Origin of the sequence: Dyadobacter sp. CY343, assembly GCF_021390335.1 — a bacterium.
Classification (GTDB): domain Bacteria; phylum Bacteroidota; class Bacteroidia; order Cytophagales; family Spirosomataceae; genus Dyadobacter.
On record NZ_JAJUXK010000001.1, the window covers coordinates 242,621 to 261,832 of the forward strand.

Annotated in this window: 13 protein-coding genes; 2 read left to right on the plus strand and 11 right to left on the minus strand. The window is 44.3% G+C overall.

The window, feature by feature from the left end; translation table 11 throughout:
- The first annotated feature begins 20 nt into the window (after positions 1-20).
- Positions 21-4,001, plus strand: a complete 3,981-nt coding sequence (locus LZG94_RS00930) for an AAA domain-containing protein (RefSeq protein ID WP_233790023.1) — start codon at positions 21-23, stop codon at positions 3,999-4,001.
- Here the strand turns inward: LZG94_RS00930 and LZG94_RS00935 are convergent.
- Positions 3,996-4,703 carry a DUF1080 domain-containing protein gene (locus tag LZG94_RS00935; RefSeq protein ID WP_215233989.1) on the minus strand — a complete coding sequence of 236 codons (708 nt, stop codon included), beginning with the start codon at positions 4,701-4,703 and terminating at the stop codon, positions 3,996-3,998. The genes LZG94_RS00930 and LZG94_RS00935 overlap by 6 nt on opposite strands.
- A gap of 122 nt (positions 4,704-4,825) precedes the next feature.
- Here LZG94_RS00935 and LZG94_RS00940 point away from each other — a divergent pair, with 122 nt between their 5' ends.
- Entirely contained in the window at positions 4,826-5,224 is a 399-nt protein-coding gene (locus tag LZG94_RS00940; RefSeq protein ID WP_233790025.1) for an HIT family protein, read from the plus strand.
- Here the strand turns inward: LZG94_RS00940 and LZG94_RS00945 are convergent.
- The 10 genes from LZG94_RS00945 to LZG94_RS00990 all read right to left on the minus strand — a co-directional run bounded on the left by LZG94_RS00945 (position 5,218) and on the right by LZG94_RS00990 (position 19,211).
- Complete coding sequence (locus tag LZG94_RS00945; RefSeq protein ID WP_233790027.1) at positions 5,218-6,696, minus strand: capsule assembly Wzi family protein; 1,479 nt, start codon at positions 6,694-6,696, stop codon at positions 5,218-5,220. The genes LZG94_RS00940 and LZG94_RS00945 overlap by 7 nt on opposite strands.
- Before the next feature lie 105 nt (positions 6,697-6,801).
- Positions 6,802-8,244: a capsule assembly Wzi family protein gene (locus LZG94_RS00950; RefSeq protein ID WP_233790029.1), complete on the minus strand. Its 1,443-nt coding sequence runs from the start codon at positions 8,242-8,244 to the stop codon at positions 6,802-6,804.
- Positions 8,245-8,295: 51 nt separating this feature from the next.
- Entirely contained in the window at positions 8,296-9,717 is a 1,422-nt protein-coding gene (locus LZG94_RS00955; RefSeq protein ID WP_233790031.1) for a capsule assembly Wzi family protein, read from the minus strand.
- Positions 9,718-9,758: 41 nt separating this feature from the next.
- Positions 9,759-10,760 (minus strand): sugar transferase, encoded by a 1,002-nt coding sequence (locus tag LZG94_RS00960; RefSeq protein ID WP_215233984.1) that lies wholly within the window; start codon positions 10,758-10,760, stop codon positions 9,759-9,761.
- 237 nt (positions 10,761-10,997) lie between these two features.
- Positions 10,998-12,020, minus strand: coding sequence for an NAD-dependent epimerase/dehydratase family protein (locus LZG94_RS00965; protein ID WP_233790033.1), 1,023 nt, complete (start codon positions 12,018-12,020; stop codon positions 10,998-11,000).
- Positions 12,017-13,144, minus strand: coding sequence for a glycosyltransferase family 4 protein (locus LZG94_RS00970; protein WP_233790034.1), 1,128 nt, complete (start codon positions 13,142-13,144; stop codon positions 12,017-12,019). Before LZG94_RS00970 ends, LZG94_RS00965 begins: the two co-directional genes overlap by 4 nt.
- A gap of 240 nt (positions 13,145-13,384) precedes the next feature.
- Positions 13,385-15,604 carry a right-handed parallel beta-helix repeat-containing protein gene (locus LZG94_RS00975; protein WP_233790035.1) on the minus strand — a complete coding sequence of 740 codons (2,220 nt, stop codon included), beginning with the start codon at positions 15,602-15,604 and terminating at the stop codon, positions 13,385-13,387.
- Between the two features lie 341 nt (positions 15,605-15,945).
- Positions 15,946-17,058 (minus strand): glycosyltransferase, encoded by a 1,113-nt coding sequence (locus tag LZG94_RS00980; RefSeq protein ID WP_233790036.1) that lies wholly within the window; start codon positions 17,056-17,058, stop codon positions 15,946-15,948.
- 6 nt (positions 17,059-17,064) lie between these two features.
- Positions 17,065-18,294, minus strand: coding sequence for a right-handed parallel beta-helix repeat-containing protein (locus LZG94_RS00985; RefSeq protein WP_233791107.1), 1,230 nt, complete (start codon positions 18,292-18,294; stop codon positions 17,065-17,067).
- Entirely contained in the window at positions 18,294-19,211 is a 918-nt protein-coding gene (locus LZG94_RS00990) for a glycosyltransferase family 2 protein (RefSeq protein ID WP_233790037.1), read from the minus strand. The genes LZG94_RS00985 and LZG94_RS00990 overlap by 1 nt, the downstream gene beginning before the upstream one ends.
- Between the last annotated feature and the right edge of the window lies 1 nt (position 19,212).

Consider the following 19,212-nt stretch of genomic DNA (forward strand, 5'->3'; position numbering starts at 1 on the left):
CCAGGATCGTTTTGGTAGCTATGCACAGGATTCTGAAAGCCTATTTAAAGCGACTTACCAATCTTAGTACCCGAAATAAATCGCTCCTGCTGACGCATCTGTCAGCGGAGCAATTTATTGATCTGCACGAAACGGACTTTCTGCTAGGCAAATCATCCATTGAATTGATCAGTCAGCTGGTGCAGGCGAAAGCACGCGTGGCAGTTTGCGATGTGGCGGATTCCCGGTATGAAAAGGTCAATCTGGTTAGCAAAAGGCTTCGCAAAATCAGCCGGACCGAGCAGTTTATCCAGGAAGAGCGCGGCTCTCGCGACTTATTTGTCGGTTACCCGTTTATAAAAGGCAAGCTAGCCGACGGAACGCCTATTCATGCACCTTTCCTGTTTTTTCCTGTACACTTGAAAATGGATCGGGAACAGTGGTGCCTTTACCCGCGGGAGGATAGCAATATCGTGCTCAATCAGAGCTTTGCGCTGGCTTATGCGCATTTCAACGAAACTGCTGTTGCAGATGAAATCCTGGAAAAATCGTTTGAAGAGTTTTCTGATAATTTTCTGGAGTTCAGGACACAGTTGTATGAATGGCTGAAAACAACGCCGTTTAAAATCAATTTCAATCAGGCACTTTTTGAAGATAAGCTGATCTCTTTCACAGCTGAGAAATCTGCTGAACTGGATGTAAATGAGCGGAACGGCGAACTCAAACTCTATCCCGAAGCAGTACTGGGCATTTTTCCGCAGGCAGGATCCTACCTGGTCCCGGATTATAATGCATTGATCGAAAGTCAGGAGCAGGAGCCGAAGCCGCTTCCTTTAATTTCTACCGAGGCTGATACAGAAGCAGTTTTGTCTGAAAACACAAATGCTGCCAGGGTAAAAGAGGAGGAGATACTTACCCCTTTTCCGGTTGACGAGGCACAGGAGGAAATCATATTGAATGTCAAATCCGGGAAATCAGTTGTGGTTCAGGGGCCGCCGGGAAGCGGGAAATCGCAATTAATATGTAACCTCACAGCCGACTTTGCTTCGAGAGGCAAGCGGGTATTAGTAGTTTGTCAGAAGCGGGCGGCGCTGGATGTGGTTTACCAGCGTTTGCAGACGATCGGAATGAACGATTTCGTCGCATTAATTCACGATTTCAAGAACGACAGAGCAGAACTTTACCGGCAAATTGCGGCTCAGATCGAGAAAGTAGATACTTATCGGAAGCAGAATTACAGCCTGGACGCAGTTTTTCTGGAAAGACAATTTACCCAGAACAGCCGGGAGATCGACCGGATCGTGTTGGAACTGAATGCATTCCGGGATGCGCTTTTTGACGAAAAAGAATCTGGGGTAAGTATCAAAGAACTGTATTTGACGAGCAGCTTGAAGTCGCCGCATGTACCGCTTCAAACATATTACAGGCATTTTCGGCTTGATACCTGGGATGATTTCAGGCGAAGGTTAAAAACATATTGCGATTACAGCCGCCACATTCGGCCTCAGCATGAATGGTACCAGAGACGAAGTTTCGCGCAATTTGGTATTGCCGAGCTGCGGAATATGGAAAGTATGTTGCGGGACTGGCCGGATGCGTTTTTTAAACAAAAAGAAAAATTTGAAAACCTGACCGGAGAAGATTTTGCCACTCAGTATCTTGACAAAAGGCCGGAAATACTGGAAAGGATAACGGATATTTCGCAGCTGGTTTCCGAAGGTAATTCGTGGCATTTATTCAGGAATTATGTCGGTTCAAATGGCAATTGTCATGAAAGGCTGGCATTTATCCGGCAAACTACCGATACGTTAGAAGGATTTTTGCAGGAAGACGGTATTGAATTTTCACTGACATCTTCCGGGTTGAATGCATTTGCATTGAGTCTGAAAAAGGCGGTAGAAACAAACGAATCGGCTGTATCAGGGTTTTTCTGGGGATTTTTTGGCAAAGAAAAGAAGGCGATTGAACAGGTAGCGACTGAAAACCGGCTTACTGTTTCACTGGAAGATCTTAAAAAATTGCAGCTTAAACTACGAAACCGGCAGGAGTTGGAAAGCTGGCTGTCGCATGAAAGTTTGAGTTTACAGCGTGTAAATGCTGATTTAACTAATATTCGGTCTGCGGAAGGTTATCTTCAATTATTCAGGCAGGCCGAATCGGCTGCGGATGCAGCGGTGAGAGCTAATTTTCAGCCATGGAGTGGTATTTTAAAAAGAATCGTGGCGCAATCTTCGGATTTCTTTGCCTTTGAGTCTACACTGAATGCGCTCAAAAAATGGCTGGAAACCTGGGATCGAATGGAAAAGGGAATGCTGCCCTATCTGTTGCCGCAGCAGATCCGCAAGCTTATTCAGGAGCCTCAGGATTATTCGGGCAAACTTCTCGTTTCGCTGATCAGAGATTTTGATTCGCTGGCTGATATGGACCGGATTTATGCAGAAATGCCCGCGATCGAGCAGAATGTCACGTCACTGGTTTTGCAGGAAAGTCGTAAGGTTGAGTTGAAAGCCCCAGAGGAAATGGTTACGCTTTTTGAAAATAGCGTCAAATTATCCTGGATCGAGCATATTGAGACGAAATATCCGCAGCTGCGTTCTGTTACTTCATTGAAAATGAGTCAATGGGAAAGTGAATTGCAAACTAGTATCACTTCGAAGCAGAAGCTTAGTATTGATATTAATGCGATAAAACTGCGGGAAGGGACTTACGAGGATATTGAAAAGAACCGTCTCGGTAATACGGTAACATATCGGGAACTGGGTCATCAGGTGACCAAAAAGCGGAAAATCTGGCCGATCCGGAAAATGATGGAAAGTTATTCCGAAGAGGTTTTTTCACTGATACCTTGCTGGATGGCGTCTCCGGAGGCCGTTTCTGCCATTTTCCCGATGGTAGAAAATCTGTTTGACCTGGTCATTTTTGACGAAGCCTCGCAGTGTTACGCGGAATATGGGCTGCCGGCGACTTTCAGGGGTAAGCAGCTTGTGGTCACGGGTGACAGCAAACAGTTGCCGCCGAGCGATTTATATAAGGTCAGGTACGAGGATAGGAGCGAGGAAGAGGATTTTAATGCTGCGATAGAAATAGAATCGCTGCTCGATCTTGCCGCCCAGTCGCTCGACCAGTTTCAGTTAACCGGACATTACCGCAGCCAGTCACTGGATCTGATCGACTTTTCTAACAAAAGCTTTTATAAAGGTACGCTCCGGCTTTTACCCGAATTCAGCGATATTAATGAGCATCAGCCTGGTATTCAGTATATTAAAACGGAGGGAATCTGGAAGAACAATACGAATGTAATTGAGGTTGAAAAGGTAGTTGGTCTGGTAAAGGAACTGGCTGTCAGCGGAAAAACGCTGGGTATTGTTACCTTCAACTTCTACCAGCAGGCGGCTATTCTTGACAGTCTCGAAAAGGAAAATATCAACGTTCCGGACCTTTTTGTAAAGAATATAGAGAACGTGCAGGGAGACGAACGTGACATCATTATTTTTTCGATGGGTTATGCACCCGACGAGCGCGGCAAGCTTTCCATGCAGTTCGGCAGCCTGAATATGCAGGGTGGTGAAAACCGGCTAAATGTGGCAGTAACACGCGCAAGAGAGCGGATTTATTTTGTGACCAGTTTGTGGCCATCACAATTGCAGACGGAACAAACTGCCAATGCCGGTCCTAAAATGTTAAAAGCTTATTTAGAATATGCGCTGGATGTGTCAGAAGGGCGGTTCAAGCCAACTCCCACACCAGTGCAGCATTTCAGGTCTGACTGGCTTTTGAAAGAGCGTATTGCCGGATTCAGTCCGGATTATGAAAAAGAACTTCCGTTTGGGGATATTACCGTAAAATCAGAAGGGGCGTACAAGGGTCTGATCCTGACGGACGATGATCTCTATCATGAGAGCAAATCATCCAAAGAACCACACGCTTATCTGCCCCTTCTGCTACGATTAAAAAACTGGCCTTTCAAACGGGTTTACAGCCGTGAATATTGGTCTGGAACGCTTGAAAAGGATATTCTATAATTCTTTGATGCGGATATTTCTGTAAGACACTTTATCTCCGTGATCTTGCAAAGCGATTTTACCTTTTGGCGAAGCACCGAAACCTTCCCAGGTTTTGAACTTGCTGTTAGCTACCAATTTCTCCCAATCAGCACCTTGAGTAGGGAAATCAACTACTTTTTTTCCATTCAGCCAGCTCTCGCCGCGACCACCTTTGATCACCACTTTCGCCTTATTCCATTGTCCGGCAGGTTTTACCGTCTTGAAATCATTCGGTGGCAACATATCATACAGGGAACCGGATTTGTGGTTACCAGCTTTACCAGCTTTGGCGTCAGGGTGATTTACATCGTCCAAAACCTGGATTTCCGGGCCGGTTGAGTACGGGCAGCAGTATTTTTTATCTTCGATCACGTGATAAATAATCCCGCTGTTACCGCCTTCCGCTATTTTCCATTCCAATTCGAGTTCAAAATCCCCATATTCCTTGTCAGTAACGAGATCCTTTCCGCCTTTTTCAGTCAGTACGATTGCATTATCCTGCACTTTCCATTGCGGTAATACTTCATCCGACTGCCAGCTGTGCCAGCCGTTCAACGTTTTGCCGTCAAAAAGCGTAACCCACTTTCCTTTTTGTGCTTCCGCGTCATTGGATGAAAAAGCCAATGCGAATATCGCCACCAGTGATGCTCTGCTGAAAGCTTTCCAATTCGTGTAATTCATGTTCTCTTTGTTAAAAATTTGGATCACAATATTAAGTACTTTTGAGTTTTTAAATACTTATTTCGGGCTAAAGTTCAGCGGGTACGCTATTGTTACGCGCCCTTTAAAACAAACTTCTCAAAATGGCTTCTATATTTTCAAAGATCGTAAACGGAGAAATTCCTTCGCATAAAATTGCTGAGAGCGACGATTTCCTGGCTTTTCTCGACGCATTTCCCATCGCATTCGGACATACTCTGGTAATTCCCAAAAAGGAGGTCGATTACCTGTTCGATCTCGATGATGATACCTATTCCAGGTTGTTGTTGTTTGCCAAAAGCATTGTTCCGGCCCTTGAAAAAACGGTTCCGTGTATTAGAATAGGAGTGAGTGTGATCGGATTGGAAGTGCCTCACGCGCACATTCATCTATTGCCGCTAAATAGCATGGGCGATGCGGATTTTAGCAAAAAGATCAAAATCTCGCAGGAAGAGTTGGCTGCGCTGGCTACTCAGATCCGTGAAAATTTGCAGGGTCAGTAAAAGACGAAGTCTTTTCTGATACCGAGCATGAAGCCGTGGGTTTGACGGTAAAGATCCCCGATATCAGTAGCGTATGAGCCTTTTACAGTCAATCCGCCAAGTACGTCCACTTTGGTTTGTAGTCCGAATATCCCTGAAAACTGTTTCGGAACACTCAGGTATTTTTCCAGATAGGTTCCGTAATTAAGCGAATAGGACAATTTTGTCTGCCACTCCAATTTCCTGAAAAGTGTTCCTTTCAATCCAAGGTGGTAGAGCAGTACGCGATTATTGCTCGTGAAGTTGTCCGCATACAAAGGCCATTTCCAACTGGTTTGGGAAGCCGGTGGGATAAAAGGCGTTCCGATCGTTCTCCCAAAATAGGACCAGCCGTCGCGCACCTGCTGGTTATTGAAATAGTTGTCGTGGCCGCGGTATTTACCATTTCCAATATCAAAAATATCGCCGCCCTGGTTTTTTGTATAGAGAATTTCAAAAACACCTTCCGTGATCTCGAAATTGGCGCCGTAAGAGTTTTTCTTTTTAATTCTCGCCCCGTACAATCCGTCGTTCAGGGTGGTCAAATAAAACAGAGAACCATCTTCGTAAACGAACTGACGGTAAAGGAATATGCTCATTCCATAAGTCTCGATTTCGATTGCCGCGTCAATAGAACCCAGGTGATTTCCGATGCGGCTGGTACTATCAAAATGCGTGATATTGTCGCCGGAACCGCCGATTGCGCCGGTTATTGCATTAATATAGTTGGAAAATCCGTCAGGCAGTTTTCCATCCTCAGCTGTCAGGTAGGGAGATTTTCCGCCCCACTGGACCTGGTGGTTGAAGCCTCCATATAGTTTGAGTATGGAGTTGGGCTTTCCAATGCGGAGGTAAAATGCTTTTTCATGAAATTTCAATCCGCTCGTGATAGGCCGGTCTCTTTCAAAAATACCATCTGAATAAAACGCCTGAAATGAGATCCACTTTTTAGTGAAAGGTACCGGGACAAAACGGGTAGTTCCAAGATGAATTTTCGGAATAGGAAGCGCATTTCCGGACCAGGCGTAAGAACCTGAGCCTATTGTAGAATCCGCCAGTCCAACCCACTGTTTTTTTCTGCCCACATAAAGCTCCCAATTCTTATATCTGATCGTCGCATGTAGCTGAGGAATAAGTACTTTGGAAAATTCTCCCACATTAGCGACCGCTTCCACTCCGGCTCCGACTCGAAAAACATTTCTGTTTTGATTATCCGCAACCGGCCAGTATCCTTCAATTCCCGCGCGCGCAGACCCAAACGGACCAATTGTTGGCACTGTCCCGAATTGGTTAGCCTGTTGCCAGAACGGAATGTAGCCATTTGTGGTACCCGCTCCCAGCAATTCAATATAGTTCGTGGTGGAATCTGTGTAAATCTCAGGCTGCTTACTATCGGATTGGGGAAAACCGATGAGTGGTAACAGTAATAAAAAAAGTAGATAATGATATCTCATATAAATACCCTCATGCTTTTCCGCGATGTGTATAATGGTGCCATTCTGGTAAAAATAGGTATTACTTTTCGGTTTTCATATTGCATTCAGGCCAGAAAGCGGGCATTAATCAATAAATCCGCTCTTTCGAAAGCCGATCATTATGCCGGTTGAATTCTCGTACAGATCACCAAAATCAGAAGATATACTCGTGAAAACTGTGCTTCCTTTTAAAGCCTTTATATTTTTTTCAACATTCAAAATCACCGAAGCCTGCTGTTTAACCGAACCGTAGTCACTTATAAAAGTCCCTGAATTCCGGGAATATGTGCCTTTGAATGCGAGCCTCAAATTCATCCAGGTGGCGGTTATACCAGTATGAAACGCCCACAGCCGATTATTATTGGTAAACTCCGACTTACTCCGCGGTAATTCTTCCCTCGTATTTCCTGCATTCGGTATTAAAGGAGTGCCAATGCCACTTCCGTAATATGACCAGCCCCGGTTGAATAGGTAACTGTTGTAATAGTTTCCGCTTTCAAAAATTGCCAGTCCGGAAAGTGGATTCTTGTTGATCTGGTTCTGAGTTCCAAGTACTTCAAGCAGAAACGATTGAAATGCGAAATAGGTCTTACTTTTCGGGAGCGGCTTGAGTCTTTTAACACTTACTCCATTCAACCCGTCAGTATAATTAATGATCTTGAAAAGAGAACCCGTTTCGTAAATATTTTGCCTGTATATGAAATACGACCAGTTCTTTCCTTTCCATTCTCCACCTATATCTACGGTACCGAAGTGATTTCCGATTTTTCTGTAATCGACTGTCTTGCCAATGATCGTGTACAAATAGGCAGTCGGCGGGTCAAGCTTCCGTAGCGGAGTAGTTTCTGCCTCGCCTCCCCAAACTGCCTGATGGTTAACTCCTGCATATATTTTATAGCGATCCTGCTTTCCTCCGATCCTGAAATACAGACTCTTATGGTGAAAGTAGGAGTTGGGTATCCAATTTACGCTGCCGTAATTAATTCTGCTCGAACCAAGGTAACCATCGGAATAGGAAAACTTGAATGCGACGAAATTATTCGTGAAAAAAAGCGGGAAGTATTTGGGAATTGCGATTTGTACCCGTGGGAATGGGCGCGAATTGCCGGCCATCGATAAAGAGCCGGAAGTCATCGTCGTATCCATCAACCCCGAAACCATTCTCTTCTGCCCCGCCAGAATCTCAAACACGTTTATTTTGGCAGCAAGATATGCGTCTGACAAAAATGCATTACCCGATTTACCATAGCTGCCTATTCCCTGAATCCCGCCACTCCACTGAAATGTTCTCGGGTTATTAGGATTGTAAATTTTGTAGATACCAACATCTGCCAGCCCAAAGTTACCGTCCAGCGGTACGCTACCGTGCTGATTGGCATATTGCCAAAAGGGTGTTCGGCCAGTGGCGCCTGCCGCTGTGATCGAACCTTTATAATAAAGCGTTGAGTCCTGAGAGAAAGCAGTAAAAGCAAAGCAGGAAATGCAGAGGATTAGACAGAATCGAATCTGGCAGACGGGAAAGGGCATTTAAGTATAAAGAAGTTATTCCTCCGTTGATCAATTGATATTTTGCCAAAGTTATCGGATAAAACCGGATTTTTTCCATCCAACCATCAGCGCGACGCTATTAGGGAACAACTTGCCAAAATCTGTGGCCAAATCGATTGTTAGCCGGTCATTTTTCCTCGCAGATAAAGGGGTATTCATAGAAAACAGAAATGAGGTCTGTCTCAGAGTGCGGGAGAATTCGGTGGAGTAGGAGCCAAAGTTGAATGAGTGACTGCCTTTGAAGATAAAATTCGCCCTTCTATACGATCCGGCGAGGCCAAGGTGATAGGCGAACAATCTGTTATTGGGTGTAAAAAGTGTTGGTGATGTTTGTAAATTTTTGCGGATTAAATGCTGCGGTGCGATAAATGGCGTACCCAGGCTTCGGCCGCGGTACGACCAGCCCTGGTTGTAGACGTAATGGTTAAAATAATTGTCTCGCCCGAAAGTGCCGGTCGCGAAGTCAAATACATTTCCTCCCTGGTTTTTTGTATAGAGAAATTCAAGTAGCATTGTATTGAGTCGAACAGATCGGATAATCTCGTTTGTTGAATTTCGCTTGATCCTGAATCCGTTGAGACCATCTGCCAAATTACTCAGGTTACTGAGTGAACCGTCTTCATAAACATTTTGCCTGTATAGAAAGGAGGTCCATTGATCACCCTTCCATTCAGCGGCTACGTCAATCGTTCCAAAATGATTACCGACCCGACTCGCCGCCCAGGGTTTCCCAAAAACAATGTAACTGTACGCTTGTTCCCTTTTTAGTCCGCCGCTGAAAATCTGGTCTTCGCTTCCCCACATTGCCTGATGATTGAACCCGGCGAAAAGATTTAGCCGGTGCCGGTACCTGCCAAGTTTAATATAAATCGATTTTTGATGGAAGTAAGTCTCGCTAACACGGTCAATGTTGCCGTAATGCACATTTGCCGGACCGAAAAGTCCGTCGGAATACGAAAATTTGAAAGAGAGAATATCATTCAGCGGAAGCAAACTAACGAAACGAACTGTGCTGAGCTCAATTTTGGGATACGGGCGGAAATTGGCCGACATCGCGAACGAACCGCTCGTTAGCATGGAATCTGCCAGGCCCATTGCCCGGTTTCGTTGTCCGACACTTAATTCAAACGGGCCGGCTTTTCCTGCTATAAATAAGTCGGAGAAAAATACGGTTGACTTCTTGCCGGCATTTGCAACCAGCTCAGCGCCGGCAGCCCATTGAAAAAACCTGGGATTGTTGGGATTATATACCCTGTGCAGGCTGGCCTCAAGAAGAGCGAAGGAGCTTCGGGTGGGAACTGATCCGTTTCTGTTGGCATGCAGCCAGAAAGGTACAGCCGGAGACGACCCGGTTGCGGCGGCCCCGAGCGAATAATAAAAGGTGGAATCTTGTGAAAAGACATTCGAGGCACTGGTTACTGCGAGCAGCAACGCTAGAAAAGTAACCCTCATTCATCAGCGTGTTATACCTGTAAAGCATTATAGTGAAAACACTACCTGCCTCTTTTGCGTAGGATAACAACGGCGGTCAGCAGGATGATTTTAAGCTCTAAATAAAGGCTCCAATTTTTGATGTAATATAGATCATACATCAATTTGTGCCGCGCATCGAAAACTCCTGCCCCGTAAGAATACATAACCTGGGCATATCCGGTGATTCCGGGTTTGATATTATGCCGCATGTTGTAATAGGGAATCGTTTCGTCGAAGGTTTCAGTAAAAACCTGCCTTTCCGGTCGCGGACCGATCAGCGAAAGGTCTCTTCTGAAAATATTGATCAGCTGAGGAAGTTCGTCAATACGGGTTTGCCGCATGAAAGAACCATAAGAAAAAGTTCTGCTATCGTTCTTCTTGGAAAATGAGGCTCCGTTCTGCTCTGCATCGAGCCGCATAGAACGGAACTTAATGCATTTAAAGGCTTCGTTATTCATTCCCACCCTTTCCTGGTAGTAAAATATAGGGCCGGGCGATTGCATTTTTATTCTGAAATAACTGAGTATCCAGAGCGGGAACGTGCAAAGGAAAAGAATGATAGAAATGCAGACGTCAATAATTTTCTTTGGATATCTAACTCTCTTTCCGAATGATGGCAAGGAAAGCAGATTGGGATTTATTTCTGAAACGTCGTCAGGGATGTAAACTTTTTTAAGGATCTTTTCACAAAAGTCGTAAACGGTATTAATCCGGATCGATTTGTTTTTACGGACAACCAGCTCGTATATAACCCGGTTTCTGCGATCGTATTGGGGATTTGTGACTAAGTGGATCTTCTCGAACTTGTCCAACATCGGCCTTACCGTGTGGTTGAGAAGATAATCGTCATCAGAACTGTGGGGTATCAGGATGATCTCCTTATATTTTTTCAGTAACAGAGCGAGATCATATTTCTGCAAAAAGTAATCATAACTTGTGACAATCAGTACCTCTTCAGAAACGGAATTTTTACTTAATAAGCGATGAATATACCGTTTCTCAGATACGTATGTATTGCTCATATGTGTGTATTTTTAATGAGAGAGATAGTGTTGTGTTATCTTTTGTGTGTTCGGAACACAAGTTTAGTTATAAAGTTTCTAAAAAGGAAATTATGTTTTTGTAACTAAATATAATTTTTTGATGATGCCGAAAACAAAAAGGCTTACTAATGAGGCAGTAAGCATACTGTTTTAAAAACTATTGAATTATTTTGATTATCAGCCTCTACTTGTTTCTATAAATAAAGTTCGTTTGGATTATTCTGCGGAAACTGTCGACCCAACCTTGTTATAAGTTTTGAACCACGATACGAACGCGGCAACTCCATCTTCAATATCTATTTTTGGTGCGTAGCCCGTCGAGTTCCGGAGTGTTTCCGTGTCCGCCCAGGTAGAAACGATGTCACCGGGAGCCATTTCACGCATATTTTTCACCGCTTCCTGTCCGAATGCATTTTCCAAGCAAGTTATGAAATGGAGCAGATCCACTGGCTTGCCATTTCCAATATTGAAAATCTGGTATTTGGCAGACAGGTCGGTATCTAAGACACTGACGATACCGTCCACAATATCGTCTATGTAGGTAAAATCGCGTTTCATCAACCCGTTGTTGTAAACGGTAATGGGGTTCCCTTTTGTAATGGCGTCGGCGAATAGGAAAGGGGCCATATCCGGCCGGCCCCAGGGCCCGTAAACCGTAAAAAATCGCAGGCCGACGGTCGTAAAATCGTACAGGTGACTGTAAGCGTGCGCCATCAGCTCGTTCGCCTTTTTCGAGGCCGCGTATATGTTGATCGGCGTTTCTGACTTCTGTTCAATCGCAAACGGTTGTTCGGTGTTCAGGCCGTAAACACTCGAACTGCTCGCGTAAACCAGCTTTAGCGGTGGGAAGAGCCTGCAACATTCCAGGATATTAAAGAAGCCCTCCACGTTGGATTTGAGATAGCTGCGCGGGTTTTCCATACTGTAACGAATGCCTGCCTGCGCGGCCAGATTGACAACATAGTCAAACCGATTGGCTTGAAAAAGTTGCGATAGCTCGTCCATTTCTGTGAGGTCGAGCTTATGAAAAACGTAGCTGCTCTTTGAACTTGAATATGCTTTTCCGTCAATAGCGTCATCGATCTCTATTCCGCATTCACGCAACCGGTCCAGTTTCAGATCGACGGAATAGTAATCGTTGATATTATCGATTCCTACAACACTATGTCCATTTTCAACCAGTTTTTGAACCAGGTGAAAACCAATAAAACCTGCCGCACCAGTAACCAGTACTTTCATGATCGATATAACTTAACTATTTGACTGTAAACGGTCTCTTCTGAGAACTCTTCCAATGCAAGTCGCCGGCTTGCGTCGCCCATTGCTTTCCATTCCGACTGTTTTGATAACATTTTTATCACCGCATTTTTGATCTCAGTTGCGGAACGGGGTTTGATAATATATCCATTCTTGTCCTGAATTACGGTCAGATTGCAGCCCGGGACATTGGTGGTGATAACAGGCAGGCCGCAGGCAAGTGCCTCCAAAATACTCCTGGGAATGCCTTCCCGGTAATAGCTGGGAAGTATAAAAACGTCCGACGCGTTCAGGAATTGTGAAATATTATTCTGTCGGCCCAGGAAACGAATTGAGCTATTTGTCTGAAACTTTTCAATAAAATCCCGGGTAACAGTGCGCGGGTTCTTTTCGTCGGGTTCGCCTATAATGAGCAGTTGAAGGTTCTCTTTCGTGGTTGCCGGCAGGGATTCAAAAGCCTCCACCATTTCAGCGATCCCTTTTTCCCAAATCAGGCGGGTAGTGCATAAAAATGTCACTTTCGAACTTTTAATTACATTTTCAGCTCTGTCGGGCGCAAATTTTTCAATATCAACCCCACTTCCTTTCACTACCTTGATCTTATTCCTGAAAGATCTTTTGAACAGAAAATCATCGTAATCGTCAGGGTTTTGAATAATGACAAGATTCGCCCGAAGAAACTGGATCAGAAAAAGTATCTGCTGGACAAATTTTAAAAAACGGTATTTCAATCCGGTATTCGCAAATGCAATTCCCAGACCGGCAATGTGCAATACGACGCGCCTGGACGTGAATATATTGGAGAAAGAATTGATCAGGTTGGGGACAAATTTGAAGGAATGCACCAGATCTATCTTATTCTGATGCGCGAATTCACGTACCTCAAAAATCGTTTTGACAAGATTCAGCGGATTCGTATTGTCCCGCTCCAAACTGGAATTCTGAACAGTAAATCCTTGCTCATTGATGAGGTCGGTATATTTATCCTGCGGAAGCATGACGAACACCTGATATCCCTGCTGCCTGAGATATTTTGCAAAAGAGATTCTGGCTTTGAAAAAATCTTCCCCGTCATGGGCGAGAAGAAGGATGTTTTTACCGGTCATTTCTAAGACGATTTAAGTTAGAAATAGACCATAATCGGCTTGGAAATCGTGGAACAGAACGAAATGGTATAGCTTGTCCTTTCATTACGGGAGACTCAGTGTGTTTTTAAAAATGCCAAATTACTGTAAACCGGTCAAGTTTGATAAATTTTTGCGTAGAAACTATTTGGCGGGAGTGCTGAAATAGCAAAAGCCCCGTAAACGAAACCGCTACGGAGCTTTCATGTATTGTCTTAAACTTTAAGGCTGTACCGTCCAGGTACCGACCATTTCTTTCACGGTCCAACTATTATCAGATGATTTTTTCAAAATGATCCGGCTTCCTACAACATTGCTGGTAATATACTTTCCGGCAGTGCTCGACAAGGGCAATATATTGTCGGTTGCGTGTGGCTGAATGCGTATCGCCAGTCCCTTCCTGACTTCCACAGTTACCTCAGGGAAATTTGGATTCACCTTTTCCATTGTAAGGATACGCGCAGCAGAGGAATTCAGATTGTGAAACAATGGCGTATAATAGCCGATTCCAACCACCTTATTATATGAACCGAAATCTGTGGTGATCGAATTGCTGATGTCGGAAACGGTAACCTCTGCATTGTGAGCAATAATGTGCTTGTAATTAGATGCAGCTTCTGGTTTAACCGGATCAATAACACTGCAATTGTAAATCCTGCTTCCGTCTTTCAGATCGCGGAAACAAAAAGAAGTGGTAACCTGCTGCGGGCTTCTTGTCTCTGTGATCTGCGGCCGTACAATGTGGATGTTGCCGATATTGGAATCGCCGCCATCTGTTGCAGCCCGGTAGATAAGAAAGGCTGCACCCAGGTTCGGGGAAGTGTTTTTAGATGTATTCGGATTTAATACCACCGGGTTTAATACCTGCACCGAGCATGCACGATAACTCCAGTTCCGCGCTACAAAAGCGCTTATCCTTGAATTTTTCCAGATAGGCTTATCGATAATGACAGAGCCAAGGAGCGGACCGGCGACTGTTGTTACAAGACAGCCATACTGGCTTCCGTCATCAATATGATTGGTAACTATAATGTCAATAACTTTTCCGGTATTGCTCAATGCGCCCGGACTTATAATGATGCCAGGGCCGGTGTTTCCCGAAGTTGTCGGATTATCTATTCTTATTTTATCCAGAAAGAAATCACCGCTGCCAGGTTCAATATCTATTCCTGATGAAGGAGCTTCTCCGTTGCTGTTCGAAACTATCGGGTTTACAATGTCAATATGTTTTCCTGAAACCACGGTTATTCCCTGGCGTCTGTTATTATGAGACTTTACATTTACCAGCTTCACGTGTTCACTAAATTTCTTGACACTGGCTGCGCCGATATAAAATCCATCTCCGCCACTGCTTTCGGCCGTCATACCTTCAAACAAACCGTTGGTTAAGCCTTCAATTGAAAAGATGTGTCTCCATTGCCCGGTTGTATACTTTTCGCGATGGTCTTTGAAAACGCAGTTATGTGCTCGTATTACAATATTGCTGGCATCATAAATCGTAATCATTCGCTCGTAGGTTCCAAGCGTTCCCATACCTTCCACCACAGTACCTTCCTCAAACGTCAGTGTACTGTTGCTGTAAATCCTAAGTGTCTTTATCCGGTAGGAAGCAGCTGCTTTTGGGAAGTATACGTTCCGATACTTTTCATTATTTAAAATTACCTGGATCTTGGCACTCTGGTCGGTTGTACCGTCAGCCACCACACCGAACCACTCTACATTTACAGCGCCTTCGTATACGCGTTCGTAACGCTTGGACCCGGTAAGCAGCACAATCGAACCATCGTCTGGTCTGGTCGATTCAGGATTATGTCTGAATAAGCCGTACTTGCCTTTATCTGTTACAAAAACTGCTTTTGCCGTATCGGCGACTCCTGCCCTTACTTCGGCAATGGTCAGGTAGGGAATATACCCGGGAGTTGGGGTGGCCGCGACGCGGGCGTTTTCCTCAGTGTCCGCAGCCAGTGAATTAGCCACATCCATTTTGAAATTGAGTGTGCAAACCTGTGTGAAAGTGCTTTGGTTATTGGCATTTTTATGACTGCGAAGAAGCTGAAAAAGTCCATCACCTGCGTCAGATACAAACTTTCCTTTCAGTGTGTAGTGGACATACGGTTTTTGCGAGGACAGCTGTGTACCCACAAAATCTGTAAAATCGCCACCTGTCTGCTCGAACCCGACAGGTAAAATCATTTTAAGTCGGAATGCATTTGCACCTTCAAATACAAACGCTACGTTTCCGGGAACACTCAGGTAGCTGGCTTTTATATCAATCTGAAATTCTTCATTCAATCCCACATTTGTTGCGGTCGTAGTTACCGAGAAGCGGATAGGATCAATAGCAGATCCTCTGGCCGATAGAAGACTGCTACTGATAAAGAAGAGGCAGATAAGCAGGCCGATGGTTGACTGTAAGCGTGCGCAAAGTAATTTGTTGTACATAGTTTTCTGCTAAGTATTTAAAATATATTACAGTTAAATAAAATATATACTACAAATCTATGTACAATGTTTTAAATAATTTCTATTAATGATTCTATTTTTATACGAACAAAGATTAAACTAGTTCTAATGCCGTAGATTATCGCATGACTGCGGCAGTGTTTTGAATAGCAGTAAGTTAGAGGAAGATTTTATCCGCCGTAAGTACACTTGTGGATACAAAAGTTGAGGGGGTACATGAAGGTATCGCTGTCTGACGGATGGCGTCGGAGAGTTTGTTCGGGATATCCGAAAAGAAAGCAGTTAATAAAATAGTCGTGGCAGTTCTACCGCTTGCGAACTCAGCACGCTGCCAATAATTCGCTGTAAAGCTTTAGATGCTTGCTTGCCATTTCACGCAAACTGTTTTTAGCTGCGTGCGCAACACCGGTATCGATCAATCTCTGGTAGGCAGCCTGATCCATGGAACCGATTGCCAGAATTTTTTCGGCCAATTGTTTGGCATTTCTGTATTCAAATAGCATTTCAGAAGAGGGAACAACATCGTTGATGCCCGGTACATTGGTTCCCAAAAAAGGCTTCCCGGAAGCTAGTCCTTCGAGTGCTACTCCCGACATTCCTTCATATGCCGATGACAAAATATTAATGTCCACAGATTTCATCAGACTGGGGATGTCTTGCCTGAAACCGGTGAAAACTACCCGCTGGGACAAATTATGAGACACTGCGAGCTGCTCTATCACCAGCCTGTCAGGGCCATCTCCGACCAATAGTAAATAGTAGTTTTCGGGCAGGAGCGCCAGGGCATCAACGAGTGTCGCATGATCCTTGGGATAGTTAATCCTGGCGGTCATCATGAGTTTAATAGAATCCTCCGGCAGATTGAAGTGTTTTAACCAATAACTAGAATCATAAATAGGCGCCGACGAAAAGCTGTCGATATTCACGCCGTTGGTAATAACCATCACCTGTTCCGGTGGCGCCACACGCCCAACCAGAAAGTCCCGGACATTGTTTGAAACAGCGACTATCTTATCCAGAGAGGAGTACATTGATTTTTCAATCCATCTGAGATAACCTTTGTTCGCCCTTTTGTTTTGGGTACTGTGTTCTGTGTAGACAAGGACAGGTTTTTTGGCCGAAATCCGTGAGGCTAGTGCTATCCAGTAGAGCGCAGGGAATAAATGCGTGTGAATAATATCATATTTATGGCGGCTCAGAAAATTTCTGAGGCGGAGAATATACAGGGGAGAATAGACGCTATCGGAGCCGAGGTGATAGATCTTTATCCCTTTCTGCCTTAGTGAAGTAAGAAATGCAGGCTCCGATCCAATTTCAGAGAGAAGTAGCAAATCAACCTCAATACCCATTTCTTTGTAGACGGGCAATATGTCAACGAGCAGCTTTTCGGCGCCTCCTTTGCCAAGCTTGCTAACCAAGTGCAGAACTTTCAATGACAGTTAGTTAAATGAATTTCCACTGATCTTAACATTCGATTGACCTTTCGTATCAATATATCGCGTATTGACCGCCTCTGAAGCGACCCGCGCATTTTGTGCCTGAATAGGCTGCTTCGCCTGAACGGGCTTTTTCACGCCTAATAAGGTCATTTTATTACCCGTGATCTGCAAACCGTCCAGCATGAATGTCGGCTTGTGGATTGATATAAATGAAAAAGGGCTGCGCTTGATATTGTAAGTATGGTATTCCTGATTGTATACCATCGTATTGTTCCGGATCGTAATGGGAGAGAACTGATCTTTCAGGTCTATCGACTGGCCGCAATCCTCTGATAACGTTACGGCGATAGAGCTTTGTGAAAAGTTATTCTTTTCTATTAAATGTCCGCCCCAGTCGCATTCAACATGGATATTGCGGGCATATCCACCTATCTTATTATTTCGGATAATAGCTTTTTCAGTGTTTCTTTCCATCACAATTCCGCACCTTCCAATGTATTTAGATTGTGCCAGATTATTAAGAATAGTAGAGTTTTCAACTGTCGGTTTATTAACCGAAATGAACTCGATGCCGTCACCGGAATCGTCTCTTTTAGAATAGCCCCAAACATTATATATTCTGCAATTTCTAATCACAGGAGACTCTACGCGCTTCTTCCGCGTATATTTTCCCCCCAGATAATTTCCGATCAGAATACCACGCCCGTAGAAATTTCTGATCGTAACATTTTCGATAGTCATCGTTTTCACGTTAATACCGCCAATAGCATGCTTGTAGATCATATTTTCATTTCCAAAAAACGGATGACCTTTTGAATAGGGCTTATTATTTCCTACAAATTCAAGATTGCTGATCTTCACTACCATAGTAGGGTTATCAATATTACCCTCAAAGCTGAAAAAATGGTGTGGCGGCACCGCGGAGTTTGTGTCCCTGAGTATCGGCAGCTTGCCTTTGCTATTCTTCAAACCTGTAACTGTGATCTTGGGAGTATCCTGTTTTCTCTTAACCACAACCGCCGAACGCACAGGATATATGCCATACCGGATTCTCAGAGTGCCACCCCCTGCCTTGATTAGATCTTCAAAGGCCCGGGTGATCACTGGTCCGTAATCCTTTACTGTGTCGGAGTAAGTAATGGTTTTTATTGAAGTCTGACTAAAAGAAACTTGGCTTGTACCAAAGGTCAATGTCATTGCCAGCAGCGCTGCTATTCCTGATATCCTCATCACTTTTTTAGTTTGTTTGAGATACTTTTTTTCTCCCTTAGATATAACAAATATCCTAAGGGCACGCAAAACACGTTCCAGATGTGCCTGACAGCAGCGAATTTATTAATAAAGCTTTGAGACCTGTTGTACGGAGCAAACCGCCAGTAATTGATATTAGCTCGTATTCTGCCCTTTGCAGGTACACGCGGATTGCTGGCCATTTCACTATATGCAAGGGTTGAGTATCGCGGATACTTTGCCCTCACAAACTTGGAGCTGTTTGTAAGGCCGCCTTCGAGATAGTCACCCACATAAACCCCTTTATTGAAATAGCGAAGCTTGTAATGATTTGCAATGCGATACCAGACCAACGACTCGGGGCAATGCTTCTCGTTTTCGAAAACAGGAAATGGATATTGTCTTAGAATATTTGTTGCGTACGCCTCGGCCTTGTCACCTTTATAATGGCGACTCAGCCGGTAGTCGAAGTTGTCAGTGTCAAGAATATCATAATCAACACTTCCGCCATTGACTTCTCCGTTTGAGTGGATCCTGTTACCCGAAATTCCGGCAAACTGCATTGCATCAGGAAGCTTCTTGACATTATCCCAATGAAACCACATCGTTTCTAGGGAGTCTTCCGGAAGCCAGTCGTCACTATCTACTATAAAAAACAACTCGCCGAGTGCCATAGAAACACCCTGATTAACTGCCATCGGTTTGCCCGCATTCTCCTGATATTGATACCGGATGGGAAAGTTTTGTGCGGCGATGAATTCCTTCATTACATCCGCAGTGCCATCAGTACTTCCGTCATCAACGACTACCCATTCAAAATCGCGAAATGTCTGTTTGGTCAAACTCACATATAGTCTTTGCAGTAAATCCGCCCGGTTATAGGTCGGGGTAAAGACGGATATTTTTGGATTTACCATA

What these genes read in the sequence shown, in the direction of transcription:
- LZG94_RS00930 (WP_233790023.1), top strand. Translation starts at nt 21, where the DNA reads ATGCACAGGATTCTGAAAGCCTATTTAAAGCGACTTACCAATCTTAGT.
- LZG94_RS00935 (WP_215233989.1), bottom strand. Translation starts at nt 4,703, where the DNA reads ATGAATTACACGAATTGGAAAGCTTTCAGCAGAGCATCACTGGTGGCG.
- LZG94_RS00940 (WP_233790025.1), top strand. Translation starts at nt 4,826, where the DNA reads ATGGCTTCTATATTTTCAAAGATCGTAAACGGAGAAATTCCTTCGCAT.
- LZG94_RS00945 (WP_233790027.1), bottom strand. Translation starts at nt 6,696, where the DNA reads ATGAGATATCATTATCTACTTTTTTTATTACTGTTACCACTCATCGGT.
- LZG94_RS00950 (WP_233790029.1), bottom strand. Translation starts at nt 8,244, where the DNA reads ATGCCCTTTCCCGTCTGCCAGATTCGATTCTGTCTAATCCTCTGCATT.
- LZG94_RS00955 (WP_233790031.1), bottom strand. Translation starts at nt 9,717, where the DNA reads ATGAGGGTTACTTTTCTAGCGTTGCTGCTCGCAGTAACCAGTGCCTCG.
- LZG94_RS00960 (WP_215233984.1), bottom strand. Translation starts at nt 10,760, where the DNA reads ATGAGCAATACATACGTATCTGAGAAACGGTATATTCATCGCTTATTA.
- LZG94_RS00965 (WP_233790033.1), bottom strand. Translation starts at nt 12,020, where the DNA reads ATGAAAGTACTGGTTACTGGTGCGGCAGGTTTTATTGGTTTTCACCTG.
- LZG94_RS00970 (WP_233790034.1), bottom strand. Translation starts at nt 13,144, where the DNA reads ATGACCGGTAAAAACATCCTTCTTCTCGCCCATGACGGGGAAGATTTT.
- LZG94_RS00975 (WP_233790035.1), bottom strand. Translation starts at nt 15,604, where the DNA reads ATGTACAACAAATTACTTTGCGCACGCTTACAGTCAACCATCGGCCTG.
- LZG94_RS00985 (WP_233791107.1), bottom strand. Translation starts at nt 18,294, where the DNA reads ATGAGGATATCAGGAATAGCAGCGCTGCTGGCAATGACATTGACCTTT.
- LZG94_RS00990 (WP_233790037.1), bottom strand. Translation starts at nt 19,211, where the DNA reads ATGGTAAATCCAAAAATATCCGTCTTTACCCCGACCTATAACCGGGCG.